Source organism: Enterobacter cloacae complex sp. 2015409, assembly GCF_041365315.1.
GTDB classification, from domain to species: Bacteria; Pseudomonadota; Gammaproteobacteria; order Enterobacterales; family Enterobacteriaceae; genus Enterobacter; species Enterobacter pseudoroggenkampii.
This window is the reverse complement of the sequence record NZ_JBFTVM010000006.1, coordinates 1-19,290: the sequence shown is the minus strand read 5'-3', so window position 1 is coordinate 19,290 and position 19,290 is coordinate 1. Positions and strand designations below refer to the sequence as shown.

Genomic DNA, 19,290 nt, shown 5'->3' with positions numbered 1-19,290 from the left:
CATGTTTGGAAAACCGAATTATTTCAAGCCACGCTTTGCGGTCTGTTCCCCCCTCACCCTAACCCTCTCCCTCAGGGAGAGGGAACTGACCGTGCGGTTTTTCATCCCCTACCCTAATCTCCATCACCGCGTACACCCCGTCCTTAGGCACGACCACGGTGACGTTTTCCACCGGCACGCCCGCCGCGAGGTGGATATCCTGCAGCTGCTGCAGCGTCCTCGGGTGAATATCCTCCCAGCCGATACCACGCAGCACAAAGTCAATGTGCGGGCTACTGGTGAGCATGTTCGACACAATCACCGCCCCGCCGGGCTTGACCAGCCGCAGCGCGCGCTGGAGGAAAGTCACCGCATCGGTATCGTTGAAGTATTCGAAGATCCCCAGCGCATCGACCAGTTCGGCCTGATGCTCGCCCAGCTCCAGCAGCAGGTCCTCGTTACGCACCAGCGTATGGAGCAGGTTGCGCCTGAGCAGCGTCAGCTGTTCACCCACCACAATGCCTTCCTGCGCCGCCATGGTTTCGGCCCAGCTGAGCGCCACCGGGTCTTTGTCCACCAGCGTGAGATAGACCTGCTGGCCGTCGAGCTTTGCTTCACGCAGCGCCTCCAGCACCGGAATGGCGGCACCGCTCGCGAGGCTGACCCAGTTGTTCTCGCTCTCATTGTGAATGTACTTATCCACCAGCGCGGCCAGCACCCTGGCGCGGGAACGCACGCCAACCGCATCGTTAGCGTGGATAAACCACTGGCGGCTGTCGCTGTCCATTTTAGTGCCGTCGGGCAGGCGATCTTCCAGCGGGTTTTGCACCACAAACAGCGCCAGCGCGGAGGGCACCAGCCGGGTGCGCCACGCGGTGAGCGCCGGGCGGTTGCGGAAGGCCTGTTCGGAATAGCGGTTCTGCGGGACAAGCACGGCCTGCCCGCCCTCGTCGTATTCCACCCTCGGCGGCCGGAGCGCTGGCTCGGCTTTCAGGGCGCGGTCAAGGGAGGCGATCTCACGGGCAGCATCGTCTTTCATCGGCCACTGGTCGCTGACGTCGGGAAATGACGCGCTGAAAATCGTCATATTTTCCGGCGCATCGCCGCGAAAAGGCTGCCAGTTCATGTCGACTTCCCTCCGTTAGGCTTTTAACGGAAGTCTATCCAGGCGGGCCAGTAATACCCTACGAAGAAAGCACGAAATAGGTCCATCAGTTCTGCGACGTGCGCCATGCCCCCGGCGTACAGCCGTACTCGGTCTGAAAATGACGAATAAAGTGGGCGCAGTCGCTAAACCGCATCCGTCGCGCAATATCCGTAACGCTTTGCTGAGAGTTTTTCAGCAGCCAGCAGGCATAGCACAGCCTGGCGCTGCGAATAAATTCCCGCGCCGTTTTGCCAAACTCGGCGTGAAACAGGCGGTTGAGCTGACGTTCGCTCAGCTTAACGTCCTGCGCGAGCCTGGCGGCGCTCAGCGGGTGCGTCAGATATTGTTCGACGATCGTCACCGCCCTGCGCAGCCGTGAATCAGGGATCATGGCGATATTCGCAGGCCGTGGCGTGGCGGCGTCATGCGGAGGAAGAGACAGACGCCGGGAGGTTATGGCCGCAATGTCGTCTCCCCCGTGGGCGCGGATCAGCGACGTTACCAGGGTGAGCGTTGAGATCCCACCCGGGCAGGTCAGCACATCACCTTCGTCGATAAAATCGAGGCCTTGCTCAGCATAAACCTGCGGGAACCGCCGCGTGAAAACGCCATGATGATGAGGATGAATCGAGGCGCGGCGCTCGTTGAGTAAGCCTTCCTCCGCCAGAATAAAGCTGCCGGTACCAATACCTATCAGAGGAGTGCTGTTGTGATGAGCATCCGTGAGGAACGCTCTGTCGCCACGGTGCCCCTGGTGAAGGTGCTCCAGGCCTCCACCAATCACCGCAATGTAGTCGAAGTCACCGGGCGGTGCATGGGCGGCATCGGGCCGTACGCTGATACCAGAGCTGCTTACAACCGGTAAGTCGGGGTAAATGCTTATCAGGGTGAGTTTAAAGCATATTTTCTGGCTACGCTTTTGGACGCTGGATGCAATGCGTAAGGCCTCTATTAATCCTGAATATGCGAAAAGCGAGAAATGGGGCCACAGGAGTAAACCCATATGCAGGGATTTATTCCGTGCAGGCGTCATTCTGACGCTATCATCAATTAAAGTTTTCATTAACTTGCCGAAGAATAATAATTACATTATCGCAACATTATTGCTGCTGTTATATTTTCCAAGATAGGTCCTGGCTGTTAAATCAAGCATAAATGATGCCCAGGAAAATTTAAAAACATTTCTCCCTGTCGCTATCCATTTTTTGACGTGTGGCACACATAGGTCGGCAGCGTTCCCAGAATAAATAAATAATTCTCATTCTGCTGTTTCTTAATGCGCATATAAATATTCTTATTCGGATAGATAAAAAATAAGGGTTCGTACTTCTCAAGCCAGCTGTCGCTGATGTTGTCGTCCGGAAATTTCATATTGCGTATGGATGTCAGATTATAGACGCTGTCTTTTCGCTCAATCTGAAAGAATACTTTGCGATTCAGGGTCTTCGTTGGGTCGCTTTTCACACGCCCGTTCATACTGAGTATTCCGCTGTTGCCTTCCACGGTGTAATTTAGCCACAGAGAAAGCGTTTCATCACGGTGATGCTGAATAAAGTTCACCTGACAGGAAAAGGGCTGGATGTAATGGCGATGCCAGAGGTAATACGCTGCCACGACAGCCCCCATCAACAGGCACAGACAGAGCGCAACTAGCGTTTGACGGTAGCGAATCATACTAGCGATCCTCTATAAAATAATCAGACATACAGCGGTTGGGTTCCGTCATCGGTCTGTCACAGCGAATGACCGACGCGCGAGGCAGCAGGATGTATCCGCTCACATATACCCAGGGATAGTTCGCGCACTGGTCCTTAAATGGGGTGGCATAGGCAAGGGCTTTATCCCGATCGCGTTGCGTTTCAATATCGTGAGCAAAATAGAGCTGGCACTCGCCCATCTTCATTGCGAAGCGATACCCATCCACAAAATAGCTGTCATGCAGCAGGCTATGGCTGATAACGCTCATGCCAGCCAGTACCAGCAATACCACCAGCGCACCCGGCAACCAGAAGCGGCGTGTAGAGAGGGCCGGGCCGACAGTCTCTTCGCAGACATCCGGAGCAGCGTGTTCTTCCTCTTCAGCCTGCGGCTGCGTCTCTTTAATGGTGATTTGCGTATCGCTTGCGAGCGTGAGTCCAATGCGCGGTATAGTGACAATCGGATCGGCTTCGAAACCCACCTTCTTCAGCCCTTTACGCAGAATAGAAATATTCTGGTAGTAGGTATTAGGCGAAACCAGCATCCCCCGGCGCTGCCAGACAATATCCATGCACTCCTGTTGAGTCACAATACTTCCGACTCTCTCAATTAATAACAACAAACAGCGGCCCGCCGGGGAATTTAATACCACCACCCGGTCAGGATTGTTGAGATCGCGTAATGTGCTGGCTGCTGGGTGAAACTCTACCAGGCCATTAATAATGTAATGCTTATGCATAGAATGGGCTAAATACCTCCGGTCAACGCCTGTTGCTCCAGTAGATTCCCTTCACGGTTAACCTGCGTATCCCTCGCCTGTGTAAGGATTAATGTGACGGATAAATGCGCAACTGTATATCCTGGCGCCTGGCGAAAAATCTTATTTTTCCTTTCTGTTTATCTGACTGGTCTGAAGTTTTCTTAACCGCCATTTAAGCCGTCTTGACACTGACAAAACTCGACAAAGGCGCCAGTTGAACGCTTTAGCCATTGCTGTCTGAATTATTCAGCGTGCTTAATTTGTTTTTTTAACAAAAAGCAGAGAGGACGCACTCTGAAGCCGGGTTTCGAAATTTCGTTCAATTCGAAAGCTGCCGTCTTAATTAACAATTTCAGCACAAAACTGTTAGTCACCGTCAGTAACAACCCACCTTGCATGACGTCCCCAGACTATTTCCTTACAAAACATTTATTAAAGCTAACTTTTCAATAAAAACTACCGGTATGATTATTTACAGGCAGATAAGCAAAAGCCGGTTCAGCGAGGAGAATTGACGCTACACCTAAACTGAACTTAAAACAAATTAAGATTAATTCAGGTTACCTCTTTTACGCCCTGGGTATAGTGGGCTCACACCGTGCAATGCTTAATTGCTTCGAAAATACAGGAATCGTTCTGCCAGACAGACGAGTCTCATTACAATTATAAATCGAGGGAATGACATGGCGAATAAGCTCAACAACACACGTCATTTAAATATCGCGCTATTGGGTGGGGATCACTTTGCGCGCCAGGGGATCGCTGCGTTATTAAAAAATATTACTCCGTCTATGCAGATTACAGCATCGATAGATAATTACGCGGAGATCGAAACGATACTCGCGGCCGCGCCGGTAGACGTGATTTTTTTATCCGGCACGGAGAAATATCATGCGGGATATGATTGCCTGAAATATATAAGGAAAATGAAAGTCCTCTCTCCCGGCGTGCTTATTTGTATGTATTCCACACCGGCGAATTCCTGGCTGTGGATACGCGGTGAAATAGACGCCTATATCTCGCTGCAGGAGCCACTTTATCACTGGCGAACCAGCGTATTAAAGCTGGTCGATAACCGTTATCGACCAAAAAAGAAACCCACGGCGTTATCGCTGACGCCGGGAGAATGGCGAGTATTGAAGGAACTGCGAAAAGGTCTGGATATGCGTTACATCGCCGAAACAGAGCAGCTTTCTTACCGTCGTGTCAGCGCGTTAAAAAGCTCAGCGATAAGAAAACTCGGGCTCAGGAACAAGACAGATTTGCTGGTCTTTTTAACCAGTTAGACCTGCTGCTTTCAGAGCAAATCTCGACATAACACCATAATGGAATCAGGACAATGAAAGCTCAATTCAATCATAAAACGCTGCTTGCGATCGCTATTGCGGCACTACTGCCAGCCGGAACGGCGCTGGCTGCCGGTACCAGCGGTGGCACGGTGAACTTTAACGGCAAAGTGGTGACTTCCGCCTGCGCCATCAGCGCGGGAAGCGCCAACATTGACGTGGACATGGGTGAAGTGCGTACCGCAACGCTGGCGGCTGCAGGTAGTGAAGCCAGCACGGCAAAAGCGTTTGCCATCACCCTGGAAGATTGTGAAATCGCCGACACCTCAGCCTCTACGGATGAGAACCCTATTGCCGCAACAACCGTGGCCGTCACCTTCACCGGTACGCCAGACGGTTCCGATGTTAATAGCTTGTCCGTCGGGGCAAACGGCAGCGCCAACTCTGCGCAAAACGTGGCTATTCGCCTTTATGACGAGCAAGGCAACGTGGTGAAGCTGGGTGAACCTGCTTCGGCCATCCCTCTGCGCAAGGGTGCCAACACCCTGAACTTCAGCGCGAAATATTACTCGCCGAAGGGTGGCGCCACTGCGGGTGATGCCAGCGCCGTCGCAACCTACACCGTGACCTATTCGTAATCTTTGGCCCCGGTCTGCGGGCCGGGCCTGTCTTAGCTTTCAGGAGAAACACTATGCGCGTAAACACATGGATTTGCCTGGCGGGCGCGTTATGTTCATCCGCCGTCTATGCCGGCGGCGTGGGGTTGGGCGCAACGCGAATGGTCTACTCCAGCGCCACCACTCAGGCCATGATGCAGGTGAGAAACACCCATCCCGACGCCACGTTCCTGATCCAGTCATGGATGGAGAATGAGAAAGGCGAACGCACCAACGACTTCGTGATCACGCCGCCGCTGTACGTCATGAAACCGGCCAGCGAAAGCGCGGTGAAAATTATGTTTAACGGTAAAGTCCTGCCAGAGGATCGGGAGACGCTCTACTGGATGACGGTCAAAGCCATCCCCCAGCAGGCTAAAAGCGGATCCGGGAATACGCTGCAGTTTGCGTCGGCTAACCGCATTAAGGTCTTTTATCGCCCGGAAGGACTCGCGCAAAGCGTGGGAGATTCGTGGAAACGCCTGACCGGCGCCTATCGCGCCGGCAAAGTGACGCTCAGCAACCCCACGCCGTACTACCTCACCACCATCAACGTGAAAATTGACGGTATGCCGGTGCAGCCGGTGATGGTACCCCCGAAAAGCAGCGTGACGCTGGCCGAAACCTTCAGCCATGCGGGCAGCATGAGTTATCAGACCATTAACGATTACGGGGCATGGACCCCCGCCACGCGCGCGTCGTTATCCCAATAATAAAAACAGTAAGGCGTGACCACGTGAAAATAAAAATCCTGTGCGCCACGGTGATCTCCCTGGTGATTCGGCAAGCCGTGGCTGCTGAAAGCGAACTGCAATTTAACCCCGCGTTCCTCAACGGCGAGAGCGCAAATAGCGCCGATCTCGCCTGGGTCAACGCCGGGAGCGCGTTGCCACCGGGCGATTACAACCTCAACGTGTATATCAATACCAACTACGCGTTCACAGGTAACGTCACGTTCCGCCTTTCTGAAGACAGTACGGGTGAAGCGCTGCCCTGCCTCACGCCTGAGCAATTCGACGCGCTGGGCATCGATAGTCATCAGGCGAAGGGCGGAGCGCTGCCGCTGGCGCAACGCTGCATCTTCTTAACGAAGGCGTTTGCGGATACGCAGTTTGATCTGGACCAGAAGACGCTCACCCTGAGCTTCACCGTACCGCAAAGTGCGATGCGCAATTTGCCGCGCGGGTATGTCAGCCCGGAAAGCTGGGAAGCGGGCATTCCTGCCGAGTGGCTGAATTACGTGGTCAACGGCTCGAACAATGAGTATCGCGGCGAGACGCGCACGCGGGAACAGCAGCTGTTTGCGAGCCTCAACAGCGGCGTCAATCTGGGCGCGTGGCGGCTGCGTGATTTCACCACGTGGACCAAAGACAGCAATGAGCTCACCCACGTGCAGACCTGGCTGCAGCGCGATATTCACGCCCTGCGCGCGCAGGTGTATGCCGGGGAAACGTACACCTCGGCGCAGGTCTTCGATTCCGTGGGCCTGCGCGGCATCGCCCTGAAAACCGATGACAACATGCTGCCCGCCAGCCTCAGCGGCTATGCGCCGGAAGTCCGGGGCATCGCGCGCAGCAACGCTACCGTAACGGTTCGCCAGAACGGCAACATCATCTATCAAACCTCCGTTCCACCAGGCGCGTTTGTGCTGAAAGATCTCTACCCGACCTCCTCGGGAGGCGATCTGGCGGTCACCATTCAGGAGAACGACGGCAGCAAAACGCAATACACGCTTCCCTTTGCCAGCGTGCCGAACCTGGTGCGTAACGGACAGGTGAAATATGCCCTCGGTGCCGGGAAATACCGTCCGACGGGCAATCAGGATGCGCCCTCGTTCGCGCAGGGTGAACTGTTTTACGGCTGGCAATATGGCCTGACGTTTTACGGTGGGGCGCAGTTTGCCGATCGCTATAACGGCCTGGCCTTCGGGTTTGGGCAGAACCTCGGCCGCTTTGGTGCCTACTCCATCGACCTGACCCACGCCCGCAGCCAGCTGGCGGACGATCGGCACTATACCGGTGATTCGGTGCGCCTGCGCTACAGCAAGCTGCTGAACGACATTGGCACGCGGGTGAACTTCTTCTCGCTGCGCTACTCCACGAAAGGGTTTTATACCCTCAGCGACACGACGTACAAAGGGATATCGGGCGGATCGCCAAAGCAGACTGTGGAAGACGATGGCACCGTCACCACCCATTACGACAACGTGTACAACCTGCGCATGTCGCGCAAGGCAAAAAACCAGCTGCTGCTGTCGCAGCCGATGGGACAATACGGCTCGCTGTCACTGTCGTGGGATCAGCAGACCTACTGGAACACGCCGAAAACCACGCAAAGCCTGCAGTTCGCGTGGAACGCCACGTTTCGCAACGTGTCGCTTGGGGTCAGCGCCCAGCGAAGCTCAAGCCTGTATGACGACAAGAAAGACAACATCCTGTCGATGTCAATTTCGGTCCCGCTTGGCAACCCGGCGCTGTCGACCCGCGCGCGCTTTACCACGACCCATGCGGACTCCACCGGTACAACCGCCAGCACGGGCGTGAGCGGCTACCTGCCGGGCCAGGAAAATCTGTTCTATAGCGTCAACCAGCGCTACAGCGCCCAGCAGCACTACGGCGGCGATGCCACCCTGCAGTACGAAGGCGCGCGCGGGAATTATAACCTCGGCTACAGCTACGCCAGCAACTCCCGCAACCTCAGCTACGGCATCAGCGGCGGTGCGGTCGTGCATGAAGATGGCCTGACGCTGAGCCAGCCACTTGGGAACACCAACATTCTGGTGAAAGCCCCGGGTGCCAGCAACGTCGCCGTGCTTAACCATAAGGGCATCAAAACGGACAGCCGTGGCTACGCGGTGATCCCGTACGCCACGCCGTACCGCGTTAACCAGGTCGCGCTGGACGTGACGACCGCTGGCAACGACGTGGAGCTGGAAAACGCCATCGCCAACAAAACGCCTACCGACGGTGCCCTGGTTCGCGCCACCTTCACCACGCATCAGGGAGCAAAAGCGATGTTTATCGTGCGTCACGGCAACGATGTGCTCCCCTTCGGCACGCTGGTCTCGCTCGATGATGATAAAACCAGCGGCATCGTCGGCGATGGCGGCGGCCTGTATCTGTCCGGTTTATCAGATAAGGGTAAGCTGAACGCCGTGTGGGGCCGCAACAGCGACCAGCGCTGCACCATTATCTATGCCTTAAACAAGCAGAACTATAACGCCCGCACCGGTCTCTACTCTCAGGAGGTGGTATGTCAGTAACGTTTCGGATCGGCTGCATCGCACTGATGGTTTTCGCTCTCCCCGTTCGCGGGTATGACGTGCTGGTTTCCGTCACCGGCAATTTGATCGGCAATACCTGCGTGGTGGCGCAGGGCTCCGAGGAGCAGAACGTGCCGCTGGGCACCATTGGCATCAAACAATTTACGCGCGCCGGGGCCGTCAGCAATATCAAAACGCCCTTTACGCTCAGGCTTGAAGCGTGCGGGCCGACCTTTGCTGGCGTAAAAATCCGCTTCAGCGGTACGCCGAATGATGCCAACCCGCAGTTGTTGAAGATTGCCGACGGTGGCGCTACCGGCGTGGCGGTACAGATCCTCGATAAAGAGAGCGTACTCATTCCCCTGAACACTAAGACCACCGCGTACGGAACGGCGGGAGACGACAGCGTACAGATGACCTTTTACGCGCAGCTGGTTGCCACCGCTACGCCGGTGAGCGCCGGTGATGTGTCTGCCCTCGCCACCTGGACAACGGAGTATCTATGATGCGTTTAGCGTTTCTTCTCTGCGGATTACTTTTCTGCGCCAGCGTGCAGGCGCTGGACTGGAAATCAGATATTACCCTCTCCCCTCAGCCAATGACCTACACCGGGCCAGCGGATTCCGTGGTGCCGGGCAGCATTATTGGCTCGACCTGGAGCGCCACCGCCAGCGTGCAGCAGGTGTTCTGGTGTGGGATTATTTTTACCTGCAACAAAAGCACGCTGCAGCCCAGCAGCAGCGCGATTTCAAGCGGTGCGACGGTCACCGTCGACGGCGCGAACTACACCATTTTTGAGACCGGCGTGCCGGGCGTGGGGTATATCATCGGGCTGAAGGATTTTAAGAGTACACAATATATCCCCCTGCAAACCGGTATCACGCAAAGCTACCCGGCAGAGGGCACCAGTGGGTATGCCCAGGATTTGGGCTGGTCGGCAAAGGTCACCTTTATTAAAACCGGTACGGCGCTGAAGTCCGGCGTCTATCAAATCCCGACCATCAACGCCGCAGTGTTAACCGCCTATAACAACGAGACGAAAACGGCGCAGGTCATCATCAGCCCGACCACCGTCACGGTAACCGCCAGCGGGTGTACGGTCGGCAGCAAAAACGCCAGCGTGGCGCTGGGCACTATTGATATTCGCACTCTGCCCACGGTGGGAAGCACGTCGCCATCGGGGACGTTTACCGTCAGCCTTACCTGCGACGCGAACGTAGCGGTTCACGCGGTAATGACCGATCAGACCACGCCGTCGAACACCTCGTCGGTGGTGACGCTGACCGGAGACTCCACGGCGTCCGGCGTTGGGGTGCAGTTTTTCTACAACGGCACCGGACCGTTGACGATGGGGCCGGACAGCTCGGCCGCGGGTACAACCGGCCAGTTCTTTATCCAGAGCACCGCGGCGGCGCAAACCCTGTCGTTACCGTTCCAGGCGCAGTACATCCGAACCGGCGAACTGGTCCCCGGCTCGGCCAACGCGCTGGCCAGCATTACGTTTTCCTACCAGTAGGGGCTACTGCTTCACCCACACCAGCTGGTCAACCCGGAAGCCCAGACTGCGCGCGGTTTTCAGGTAATCCTGCTTCACCGCATCCGGGATGGTCGGCGTGCGCGACAAAATCCACAGGTAGTCGCGGTTCGGGCCGCTGACCAGCGCGTACTGGTACTTATCGTCCAGCCTGATCACGTTATAGCCGCCGTAGAACGGGCCGAAGAAGGAGACCTTCAGCGCGGCCGTGGTCGGTTCACCGGTAAAGTACGCTTTCCCCTCGCTCTCATTCCATTTGTTCTTCACCGGATCGTAGCCCCGGTTGAGGACGCTGATGCCGCCGTCGCTGCGCTTGCCGTAGGTGGCGGTTACCTGCTCCAGCCCGCGTTCAAAGCGGTTTTCCAGACGGGCGACCTCGTACCATTTGCCGAGATAGCGGCTGGCGTCAAAACCAGAAATCGGCTGAACGCCCTTCGGCGGCGTGGGGGATTTACAGGCGACCAGCGTCAGCGCAATGGCAACACCGGTCACAACAGGCCATAGCTTCATGAGAATTCCTTTCATTTGCACGGTTGGACGTTAAGTGTAGTGCACCGTTTCGGCGCTTCATCCCGTTCGGGAAAATTCGTAGTATATTGAGAGTATTCCTCCACTCTGGACACGGACATGGCTTACTCCATCGGCGAATTCGCCCGACTCAGCGGCATCACCGCCACCACCCTGCGGGCGTGGCAGCGTCGCTATGGTTTACTCAAGCCACAGCGCACGGAAGGCGGCCATCGCCAGTACAGCGATGAGGACGTCCAGCAGGCGCTCAAAATCCTCGACTGGGTAAAAAAAGGCGTTCCGATTGGCCAGGTCAAACCGCTGCTGGAACGCCCGACGCCGGGACGGACCAACAACTGGCAAACCCTGCAGCAGAACATGCTGCAACGCCTGCAGGACGGCAAAGTCGAATCCCTGCGCCAGATGATTTACGACGCCGGACGCGAGTACCCAAGGCCGGAGCTGGTCGCGAACGTGCTGCGCCCGCTGCGCAGCCAGGTTTCGGCCAACGTCGCCGCCGCCATGACCCTGCGCGCGATCCTCGACGGCATCATCATCGCCTACACCTCGTTTTGCCTCGAAGGCGATAAAAAAGCGCCGGGCGATAATATTCTGCTCAGCGGCTGGCACCTCAACGACCCGTGCGAGATCTGGCTCGAAGCCCTAACGCGCACCGGACAGGGCCATCGGATCGACATCCTGCCGGTTCCGCCTGACGCGCTGGCACCGGAAATTTTCCCGGAGCGCAAATGGCTGCTGGTCACCAGCGGCAAACTCACCGCCGGGCGGAAAAAGCAGCTGGAGCAGTGGCAGCAGCAGGTATCGCTTGAAGTGATTATCCTCTAATCATTTTCTCCTGCGGGAATCTTCACGAAAAGTTGAATATTTTCCCGCGCCGCAGATGCTAACGTTTTCCAGTGACGAATAACCCCACAGGAAAACACCATGAAAAAAACTGCCCCTCTGCTGATGCTGGCCGCGATGGCCTTTACCCCTGCCGCCTTTAGCGCCGCTCCTGCTGGCACCCTGAGCGTACACATCCTCGACCAGCAAACCGGCACGCCTCCACCGGGCGTCACCGTCACGCTGGAAAAGCAGCAGCAGGACAAATGGACCCCGATCGCCAGCGGTAAAACAGACCAGGACGGACGCATCAAATCGCTCTATCCGCAGGACCAGGACATGCAGCCTGGCGTGTATAAAGTGACCTTCAAAACCGCAGAGTACTTCCACGGCAAAAAACTCGACTCCTTCTTCCCGGAGATCCCGGTGCTGTTTACCGTGACCCGCACCAACGAGAAGCTGCACATCCCGCTTCTGCTGAGCCAGTACGGTTACTCGACTTACAAGGGCAGCTAATACGCATTGATTCTAAAGGAATAAAAAAAATAGTTCCGCTAATACTTGGACAAATTAGTCATGTTGTGTAAGTTTTAATTATATGAACGGGAGGACGACACCATGACGACGAAACCAGTGCTGGGTATTAGCGGATGTTTGACCGGATCCGCCGTTCGCTTTGACGGCGGACACAAGCGTATGGGCTTCGTCATGGATGAGCTGGCCCAGTGGGTGAATTTCAGGCCCGTCTGCCCGGAAATGGCCATCGGCCTGCCGACCCCTCGCCCGGCGCTGCGTCTGATCGTGACGGAACACGGTGAAACACAGATGCGTTTTAGCCATGCACCTCACGAAGACGTTACGCAGAAAATGGCGGACTTTACGGCAGATTTTTTGCCGAAAATTGGCGATCTCGCTGGTTTTATCGTCTGTGCTAAATCCCCAAGCTGCGGCATGGAACGCGTGCGTCTGTATGATGAAAACGGCAACCGGGGCCGCAAGGAGGGTGTCGGGCTGTTCACCGCCGCCCTCCTTGAAACCTGGCCGTGGCTGCCCGTGGAAGAGGATGGACGCTTGCACGATCCGGTGCTGCGGGAAAATTTTGTCGAACGTGTTTTTGCCCTGCACGAACTGAACACGCTGCGTAAAAATGGCCTCACGCGCCGCGCGCTGCTGGACTTCCACAGCCGTTACAAACTCCAGCTGCTGGCGCACCATCAGGCGGGTTACCGTGAAATCGGCCCGTTCGTTGCCTCGCTGCACGAGTGGGAAGACCTGGACGCTTTCTTCGTGGCGTACCGGGAAAAGCTGATGACCATCCTGAAAAAACCCGCTTCGCGTAAGAATCACACCAACGTGCTGATGCATATTCAGGGGTATTTTCGTAACCAGCTGAACACCCGCCAGCGCGGCGAGCTGCGCGACGTGATCCTGCATTATCGCAACGGACAGTTGCCTATCCTCGCCCCGATCACGCTGCTGAAGCACTACCTGGCCGAATACCCCGACCGGTATCTGATGACGCAAAACTACTTTGATCCCTATCCTGATGATTTGGGTCTGCGTCTGGCAGTCAAGTGATGAAAAAAATGCGAAGGCCCCATTGACCCGTAGAGGCCCAAAGCAGTACCCCGTTTAGACGACATCCTCACTGTCGTCTCTTTTTTGCATTTCATCTCAAAGACTGTGATTATATACAGGCTTATTCTGCGAAAGGGGCCTGCATGTGATCAACACCCTGCACATTCAAAACTATCGATCCATCCGCGAGATGTCGCTGGAGCTGGAGCAGCTCAATATCGTCTTCGGGCCGAACGGGACCGGAAAATCAAATATCTACAAGGCGATACACCTGATGCACAGCGCCGCCCAGGGGCAGTTTTCCCAGGCGCTGGCGAACGAGGGCGGCATTCTGAAGGTGTTCTGGGCAGGTAAAACCCGTAGCGACCAGCTGCGGCGGATGAACCTCGCGGTGGAAACAGAGAGCTACGAATACGAGCTGCAGGTCGGGTTTGTGGAGAAGCTGCCCTACCCCTCGCAGTTTCAGCTCGACCCGGTGATCAAAGAGGAGTCCATCTGGCTGAGCGGCCAGCACCGTCGACCTTCGTCACAGCTGATGAAGCGTAAGAACCAGGCGGTGTTTCTGAACAACGTGCATCACGAGAAGGTGACCCACAGCGGCACGCTGTACGAGAACGAATCGGTATTCGGACAGCTCGGCGAACCACACCTTTACCCGGAAGTGTCGCAGATGCGCGAGTCCCTGCGTAACTGGCGCTTTTATCATGAGTTTTCTGTATCAATCGGCTCGGCGATGCGGGCCCCGCAGGTCGGTTTCCGCTCCCCGGTGCTGGCCAGCGACGGCGCTAACCTGGCGGCCGCGTTTCAGACCATTGTCGAGATTGGCGACGAGCTGCTGCTGATGCGCATCCTTGACCAGGCCTTCCCCGGCTGCGTGTTTTACAGCGACAACACCGGCGGACGTTTTCGCATGATGATGCAGCGCGAGGGGCTGAGCAGACCGCTGGAACCGGCGGAGTTCTCCGACGGCACACTGCGCTTTCTGTGCCTGGCGGTAGCGCTGTTAAGCCCCCGCCCACCGGCATTTATCGCGTTGAACGAACCGGAAAACAGCCTGCACCCGCAGATGCTGCCCGCCCTGGCGAGCTTAATCGCCGAGGCCAGCCGCTACTCGCAGATCTGGCTCACCAGCCACTCGCCGGAGTTGGCGACGTTGATTGAGAAGCAGAGGTCGTTTTCGCTGTATCAGCTGTCAATGGTTGAGGGGGAGACGAGGGTGGAGAGGCTGGGGTAGCTCTATATCCTCATCTCTTACTCACCGGGGTGGATTCTTTTCTTTCGACATAAAGCATTGTATTCCTCCAATGATTACCCCACCACTAATGGAAAGGTTAACGGCTTCAACAAGATCACTCATTGGAAAATCAAATTGCCCGATGAAAAAATAGGTAACAAAGGCTATCAGCAAACGGCCGCACAAAAGCGTGGCAAAAATGCCAGCGATCCAAACAGCTACCAGCAATAGGAATAATTTTATCCTCGTAGTAAACATTATTTTTTCTCGCTTAATTTGTTTTGTATAGCCTCAGTGGCAGCCTGTCCTTTGCTTCCGAAATATTCAGAACTCAATGACTCCAGAACCGTTCCTGTAAATTTCGGAATCACATATTGCGGGAGCATTTCTTGTACTTTCTCATAACCCTTGCCTGTTAATACCCCTCCCGCTGTTCCTATTCCTGCACCAATGGTGGGAGCAAGCGGATCTTTCCCTTGCAACATTGCCGCCGCATACGCACCAACCATGCTTGTACCTTCGGTAAACCAGAATCCACGCCCTTGCGTTAATCCACTAATCCCTTATGCCATTTTTCTTTTCTTCATAATCCTGCAAGTATTTTTCAATAGGGTATGCGGTTCCAAGTTCATGTACCTCACCAGTATCCTTATCGATTATAAATGGAGAATTGCCTATAAGCTGAGCAGAGAAATCTCCTGTTTCAAGATATGCTCTGGATTGAAAATAAAAAAACCATCCTTCTGAAAAACGACCTTGTAGTGTAATAACAACGGGCACCTCTGTTTTTTCTAAATATTCGGTCGCCTTATTAACAGCTTCATCAAAAGTAATCATTAGTTTGTCCGCAAAAGTTGGAATGATTTGAACTGGCTGAGATCAGCTGATTTACCCGTTTGTCCATCAAGGAATCGGACTGTACCATTTTGATTCACAACATTAAATACATGCCCTGGCTGCCCTGGGCCATATGAACCAAAAACGATACCTCTTGAACCAGAACCTGCATCTGTCATTTGTTGTGTAATGCTTTCAGATGAAGGGGCATATTTAAATTTAGTACCATATTGGTTTTCCAAAACAGATAAAGGCACTCCATTATTATGATTAATCGGTAAGGCTGACGCAGGGTTACCACTTAATGTAGCATCTGTAGCAATCGAGCAGTTTACACAATTGTGTGTTCGCCCAGATTCAGGGTACCCTGGATTCACATTCTTAATTGATCCTGCTGTCTCTTCACTTACTCCAGAACCTTTCATCCCATAAAGAGCACCGCCGACAGCCGCTGCGCCGTGTACAAACGTCATCGAATCATACAGCGTTGAAGCCGTTTCCGGACTCACTCCCCAGTTCTGAGCTATACTCTGAATATCTGCATCGCGCTTGGCTTTCGCATCTGCGGTAGCATATTGCCATTGCTGCCCGGCGATTTTATCCGCACCTTCCTTGTACACACTGCCCATTGTGCCGACATACTGCCCGTCCATTTGCTCATCATAGCTCTTGCCCATAGCAGCAAGTTCCTGGCGCATACCCTGACAGGCTGATGACGACAGACGATTACAGGCTTTATTCAGTGCCGCGTCGAACGCTTTATCTTTCGCATCGAGATCTGCAATCAGCTTTTCAGCCTTGGCTTTTTCGTTCGCATCTTTGATGTATGGCAGTGACCACTTCGCATCCTGACGCTTTTTCTCATCCGGGGCGCTGAGACTATTATTCTCAACCGTCGTTTTGCCCGCCTGAGCCGCCGCTACCGCGTTCGCGCTGCTGTCTCCGACAAGCCCACCAGCCAGGCCAGAAGCCAGTGTCGCCAGCGCAGATACCGCCTGTTTTTCTTCCTCGCTCAGTTCGCTGACCTGTTTGCCAAAACCGTCAACCGCAATCTTACCAGCCAGCTCACCCACCGCTGCACCGGCTGCAGCGGACGCCGCATCTCTGCCGGAAGCGGCTGCAAGTGCGGCGTTGACAACCGCATGGGCCAGCACGCGCCCCTTAAGATCCTTCTCCGGGATGGCATTCGCGATGGCATTGGCGATATACGGCGCGGCACCGCCCGCAATCGCAGCTTTAATATCACCACCTGCCAGCGCCTGAATGGCCGCCGTTGCTGCCGTGATGGCGCGCTGGGTGCTCTGCCCCGTTCCCATGCCAGACTGGTTAAACGCTTCGTTATAGAAGGTCTGGTACATCTGGTCATGAATCGCCTGATCGGTAACCTCTTTACCGTCTTTTTTCAGCTGGCTGATGGCGGCGTTACGCGCATCGCTGCCCGCGGTTTTCATCTTCTCGTTGGCCGCTTCCGTGGCCGCAATTTTGCCGTTGGTGCGCGCAATATCCGCAACCTGATTGCCGATCTCGCCAATCATTTGCGCGGTTTGCAGGCGTTTCTGCTCTTTCTCTTTGTTAAAGATCGGGTCGATGCTGCCGTTGGCATGGTCAGTGTCACGGCTGAGCGTGCTGACGTCCTGCTTCTGGTTAGCCTGGTCGCGAACAATGATAGCACCGTCGGCTACCGCTGATTGCGTGGTCCCTTCAGCATGGCCGCTGCCGCCCATTCCTGCCAGCATTGTGCTGGCCATGTTGCTAACCAGATTACCCGCAACCCCGGCGCCGCTGCTGAAGCCGACACCCTGATGTTCAACCTTATACTCCGCCTTATTGTTGATGTCCGTAAAGCCCAGCGTACCGGTCTCAAGGCGGTTTTTGTCTGCATCAGCACGGCTGGCAATCACCGCACCGTCCAGCTGCGTATGGTTGCCAACGTTAATATCAAAGCCGCCTTTGCCAGCGAAGAGCCCGGTCTGCTCCTGGACCGAGTCGTAGTTGCTCTTCATCTTGTCGCGGCTGATGCTAAAGCTGCCGCTACCGCTGCCCGCTCCCCAGGTGTAGCTTGCACCCGCATTCATACTCTGCTGTTTGCTGTTGTATTTGTCGCTATCCTGCAGGCTGCTGAGGGTCAGGTCGCGCCCGACATCCGCCGTGACCTTATCGCCGTTGACCTGCGCGCCTTTAAGCACCGTATCGCGGCCGCTGGTCAGGTTGACGTTCTGTCCGGCATCCAGCGTCGTTTCGTTCCAGGAGGTTCCATTGCCTTTTTCGCTGCCTCTGGCGGCGTTTACGCTGGCAGAGACGGTGATGCCCGCGCCATTCGGACCGGCGGTAATACCGATCCCGATTGAGCCACCCTTGCTGGAGTTACTGCCCGTCAGTTTGTTGGTGTCGGCTGCACTCGTCAGGTTGATATCCTGAGCCGCATTGAGCGTCAGATCCTTGCCAGCCTTCAGCTGACTGCCCGCCACGGTAATATCACCGCTGTTGGCAGCGTTGCCCTGACCTGTCGCCGTGATGGCGAGGTTACCCCCGGCATTCAGCGTGCTGCCGGTCGTTTTGTCCTGCTCCGAGTGTGAGGTGGATTTAGAGGACTGTCCGCCAATGGAGGCCATCACGCCGAACGCGCCATTGTTGGTGGGATCGCTGCCGTTAGCCGCTTCAGCGAGACGGTTGGCCTGCACGGCCTGAACACCCGACAGTGCCGCTTTGGTCGCCTGAAGTGCGGCGAGACGGCCATCGCTCTGGTCTTTCACCGCCATTGCCGTGCTGGCCGCAGTGTTCACCGCGTCACCCACTGCGCCGGAGAGGGCAATCGTCAGGCCACTGCTTTTCTGCTTGAAGGTTTGATCACTGGTGAGCCTGTCGTGGCCCGGCTCGATCGTCACGCTGTCTCCGGTGAGCGCCATATTTTTGCCAGCCACCAGATCCGCGCCGCCGACATGCAGCTGATTACCGGCGGCAATATCAACGCTCCCCCCCGTCGAGCCCACCGTACTGAAACTCTGGCTCTGGGTGGTGCCCTTCTCACGGAGATCCTGGGTACTTTTGCTGCTGCCGATGGTGAAACCAATCCCGCCCGAGCCCATCAGGCCGGATTTTTTCTCTTCCTTAAAGCGCCAGGAGGTATCGCTGTTCGTCGCTGCCACAATATCGACGTTGTTGCCCGCCTTAAGCTTCACGTCGCCGTCGCCCGCCACGGCGGATCCCTTCACCAGCAGGTTATTGCCCGCCACCACCTGCACGTTATCGCCGCTCAGCAATGAGCCGGATTCACGCGTCGCGCTGTTCTCCTCGATGGTGTGGGTGGTTTTCTTGCTCAGGAACCCTTTTTTGGTTTTGGTCTGCTCTTTGTAGTGATAATCGCTTTCGGTTGCGGTATTGAGATTGACGTCGCGGCCCGCCGCCACGCCGATATCACCCTTCGCCGTTACCTGCGCAGCTTCGGTGGTGACATCGCGCCCGGCGAGGATTTGGGTATTCGCCCCGCTGGCGATCTCGGTTCCCTGCTGGCGTACCGATTCGTTGATGACGGTTTTCTTGCCTGACTTATAGCTATCGCCCTGCGTGGTCTCTTCCGCCGCCAGATTCACGTCGCGACCCGCCTGCAGCCCGACGCTTTTCTCCGCTGCCAGCGCGGCGGCCTGAGCGTTGATATCCTGCCCGGCCTTCAGCACGAGGTTATCGCCTGCGGAAATCGTGGTGCGGTCGAGCCCGGTGCTGTGGGACTCGCTTTTCCCTTTACGGCTGCTTTCGCTGGTCTGTGCCGCGTTCAGATTGAGATCGTTGCCCGCACTCAGCCCCGCGCTGCCGCCCGCCTTCAGGTCGCTGGCGGTCACGTCAAGGTTGTGCCCGGCGTTCACCAGCAGGTTGCCGCCCGCGGTGACGTTACTGCCCTGATACGTGACGGACGAACGGCTGGTTTTCGCCCGGCTGGAGCTGAATGCGTCGTTGATCTGATTCGCGTTGACG

General features: G+C 55.9%; 18 protein-coding genes. 10 read left to right on the top strand and 8 right to left on the bottom strand.

Going from position 1 to position 19,290, the window contains the following annotated elements; translation table 11 throughout:
* Positions 1–58: 58 nt before the first annotated feature.
* From ACDO57_RS20300 to ACDO57_RS20285, 4 genes are all read right to left on the bottom strand, one after another.
* Positions 59–1,105 carry a class I SAM-dependent methyltransferase gene (locus tag ACDO57_RS20300; RefSeq protein WP_032650683.1) on the bottom strand — a complete coding sequence of 349 codons (1,047 nt, stop codon included), beginning with the start codon at positions 1,103–1,105 and terminating at the stop codon, positions 59–61.
* 85 nt (positions 1,106–1,190) lie between these two features.
* Complete coding sequence (locus tag ACDO57_RS20295) at positions 1,191–2,189, bottom strand: GlxA family transcriptional regulator (RefSeq protein ID WP_370884512.1); 999 nt, start codon at positions 2,187–2,189, stop codon at positions 1,191–1,193.
* A 131-nt stretch (positions 2,190–2,320) separates the two neighbouring features.
* Entirely contained in the window at positions 2,321–2,800 is a 480-nt protein-coding gene (locus tag ACDO57_RS20290) for a hypothetical protein (RefSeq protein WP_061716230.1), read from the bottom strand.
* Position 2,801: 1 nt separating this feature from the next.
* Positions 2,802–3,563, bottom strand: coding sequence for a transcriptional regulator (locus tag ACDO57_RS20285; RefSeq protein WP_370884511.1), 762 nt, complete (start codon positions 3,561–3,563; stop codon positions 2,802–2,804).
* A gap of 704 nt (positions 3,564–4,267) precedes the next feature.
* Here ACDO57_RS20285 and ACDO57_RS20280 point away from each other — a divergent pair.
* The 6 genes from ACDO57_RS20280 to ACDO57_RS20255 are packed head-to-tail and all read left to right on the top strand — an operon-like array spanning position 4,268 to position 10,304.
* Positions 4,268–4,870: a LuxR C-terminal-related transcriptional regulator gene (locus ACDO57_RS20280; RefSeq protein ID WP_061716232.1), complete on the top strand. Its 603-nt coding sequence runs from the start codon at positions 4,268–4,270 to the stop codon at positions 4,868–4,870.
* Between the two features lie 53 nt (positions 4,871–4,923).
* Positions 4,924–5,508, top strand: coding sequence for a fimbrial protein (locus tag ACDO57_RS20275; RefSeq protein WP_061716233.1), 585 nt, complete (start codon positions 4,924–4,926; stop codon positions 5,506–5,508).
* A 53-nt stretch (positions 5,509–5,561) separates the two neighbouring features.
* The gene (locus tag ACDO57_RS20270; RefSeq protein WP_370884510.1) at positions 5,562–6,239 is read left to right on the top strand and encodes a molecular chaperone; all 678 of its coding nucleotides are present in this window, start codon (positions 5,562–5,564) and stop codon (positions 6,237–6,239) included.
* Between the two features lie 23 nt (positions 6,240–6,262).
* Complete coding sequence (locus ACDO57_RS20265) at positions 6,263–8,788, top strand: fimbria/pilus outer membrane usher protein (protein ID WP_370884509.1); 2,526 nt, start codon at positions 6,263–6,265, stop codon at positions 8,786–8,788.
* Positions 8,779–9,294, top strand: coding sequence for a fimbrial protein (locus tag ACDO57_RS20260; protein WP_370884508.1), 516 nt, complete (start codon positions 8,779–8,781; stop codon positions 9,292–9,294). Before ACDO57_RS20265 ends, ACDO57_RS20260 begins: the two co-directional genes overlap by 10 nt.
* A complete protein-coding gene (locus ACDO57_RS20255) occupies positions 9,294–10,304 on the top strand; it encodes a fimbrial protein (RefSeq protein WP_061716276.1) in 1,011 nt (336 codons plus the stop codon). The genes ACDO57_RS20260 and ACDO57_RS20255 overlap by 1 nt, the downstream gene beginning before the upstream one ends.
* 3 nt (positions 10,305–10,307) lie before the next feature.
* Here ACDO57_RS20255 and ACDO57_RS20250 read toward each other — a convergent pair whose 3' ends face one another.
* The gene (locus ACDO57_RS20250) at positions 10,308–10,832 is read right to left on the bottom strand and encodes a lipocalin family protein (protein ID WP_370884507.1); all 525 of its coding nucleotides are present in this window, start codon (positions 10,830–10,832) and stop codon (positions 10,308–10,310) included.
* A 117-nt stretch (positions 10,833–10,949) separates the two neighbouring features.
* Here ACDO57_RS20250 and ACDO57_RS20245 point away from each other — a divergent pair, with 117 nt between their 5' ends.
* The 4 genes from ACDO57_RS20245 to ACDO57_RS20230 all read left to right on the top strand — a co-directional run bounded on the left by ACDO57_RS20245 (position 10,950) and on the right by ACDO57_RS20230 (position 14,484).
* Complete coding sequence (locus ACDO57_RS20245; RefSeq protein ID WP_061716237.1) at positions 10,950–11,675, top strand: MerR family transcriptional regulator; 726 nt, start codon at positions 10,950–10,952, stop codon at positions 11,673–11,675.
* Positions 11,676–11,774: 99 nt separating this feature from the next.
* Complete coding sequence (uraH, locus tag ACDO57_RS20240) at positions 11,775–12,188, top strand: hydroxyisourate hydrolase (RefSeq protein WP_045907932.1); 414 nt, start codon at positions 11,775–11,777, stop codon at positions 12,186–12,188.
* 102 nt (positions 12,189–12,290) lie between these two features.
* Positions 12,291–13,250, top strand: coding sequence for a DUF523 and DUF1722 domain-containing protein (locus ACDO57_RS20235; protein ID WP_048030819.1), 960 nt, complete (start codon positions 12,291–12,293; stop codon positions 13,248–13,250).
* 145 nt (positions 13,251–13,395) lie between these two features.
* The gene (locus ACDO57_RS20230) at positions 13,396–14,484 is read left to right on the top strand and encodes an AAA family ATPase (protein WP_045907934.1); all 1,089 of its coding nucleotides are present in this window, start codon (positions 13,396–13,398) and stop codon (positions 14,482–14,484) included.
* Between the two features lie 257 nt (positions 14,485–14,741).
* Here ACDO57_RS20230 and ACDO57_RS20225 read toward each other — a convergent pair whose 3' ends face one another.
* From ACDO57_RS20225 to ACDO57_RS20215, 3 genes are all read right to left on the bottom strand, one after another.
* The gene (locus ACDO57_RS20225; protein ID WP_048992773.1) at positions 14,742–14,993 is read right to left on the bottom strand and encodes a hypothetical protein; all 252 of its coding nucleotides are present in this window, start codon (positions 14,991–14,993) and stop codon (positions 14,742–14,744) included.
* 46 nt (positions 14,994–15,039) lie between these two features.
* A complete protein-coding gene (locus ACDO57_RS20220; protein ID WP_267217692.1) occupies positions 15,040–15,321 on the bottom strand; it encodes a YrhB domain-containing protein in 282 nt (93 codons plus the stop codon).
* Positions 15,321–19,290, bottom strand: a 3,970-nt coding sequence (locus ACDO57_RS20215; protein WP_370884506.1) for a hemagglutinin repeat-containing protein, incomplete at its 5' end; no start/stop codon positions are given. The genes ACDO57_RS20220 and ACDO57_RS20215, both read right to left, overlap by 1 nt.

Coding starts and splice junctions, on each gene's coding strand:
- ACDO57_RS20300 (WP_032650683.1), bottom strand. CDS start 1,105: ATGAACTGGCAGCCTTTTCGCGGCGATGCGCCGGAAAATATGACGATT.
- ACDO57_RS20295 (WP_370884512.1), bottom strand. CDS start 2,189: ATGAAAACTTTAATTGATGATAGCGTCAGAATGACGCCTGCACGGAAT.
- ACDO57_RS20290 (WP_061716230.1), bottom strand. CDS start 2,800: ATGATTCGCTACCGTCAAACGCTAGTTGCGCTCTGTCTGTGCCTGTTG.
- ACDO57_RS20285 (WP_370884511.1), bottom strand. CDS start 3,563: ATGCATAAGCATTACATTATTAATGGCCTGGTAGAGTTTCACCCAGCA.
- ACDO57_RS20280 (WP_061716232.1), top strand. CDS start 4,268: ATGGCGAATAAGCTCAACAACACACGTCATTTAAATATCGCGCTATTG.
- ACDO57_RS20275 (WP_061716233.1), top strand. CDS start 4,924: ATGAAAGCTCAATTCAATCATAAAACGCTGCTTGCGATCGCTATTGCG.
- ACDO57_RS20270 (WP_370884510.1), top strand. CDS start 5,562: ATGCGCGTAAACACATGGATTTGCCTGGCGGGCGCGTTATGTTCATCC.
- ACDO57_RS20260 (WP_370884508.1), top strand. CDS start 8,779: ATGTCAGTAACGTTTCGGATCGGCTGCATCGCACTGATGGTTTTCGCT.
- ACDO57_RS20255 (WP_061716276.1), top strand. CDS start 9,294: ATGCGTTTAGCGTTTCTTCTCTGCGGATTACTTTTCTGCGCCAGCGTG.
- ACDO57_RS20250 (WP_370884507.1), bottom strand. CDS start 10,832: ATGAAGCTATGGCCTGTTGTGACCGGTGTTGCCATTGCGCTGACGCTG.
- ACDO57_RS20245 (WP_061716237.1), top strand. CDS start 10,950: ATGGCTTACTCCATCGGCGAATTCGCCCGACTCAGCGGCATCACCGCC.
- uraH (WP_045907932.1), top strand. CDS start 11,775: ATGAAAAAAACTGCCCCTCTGCTGATGCTGGCCGCGATGGCCTTTACC.
- ACDO57_RS20235 (WP_048030819.1), top strand. CDS start 12,291: ATGACGACGAAACCAGTGCTGGGTATTAGCGGATGTTTGACCGGATCC.
- ACDO57_RS20225 (WP_048992773.1), bottom strand. CDS start 14,993: ATGGTTGGTGCGTATGCGGCGGCAATGTTGCAAGGGAAAGATCCGCTT.
- ACDO57_RS20220 (WP_267217692.1), bottom strand. CDS start 15,321: ATGATTACTTTTGATGAAGCTGTTAATAAGGCGACCGAATATTTAGAA.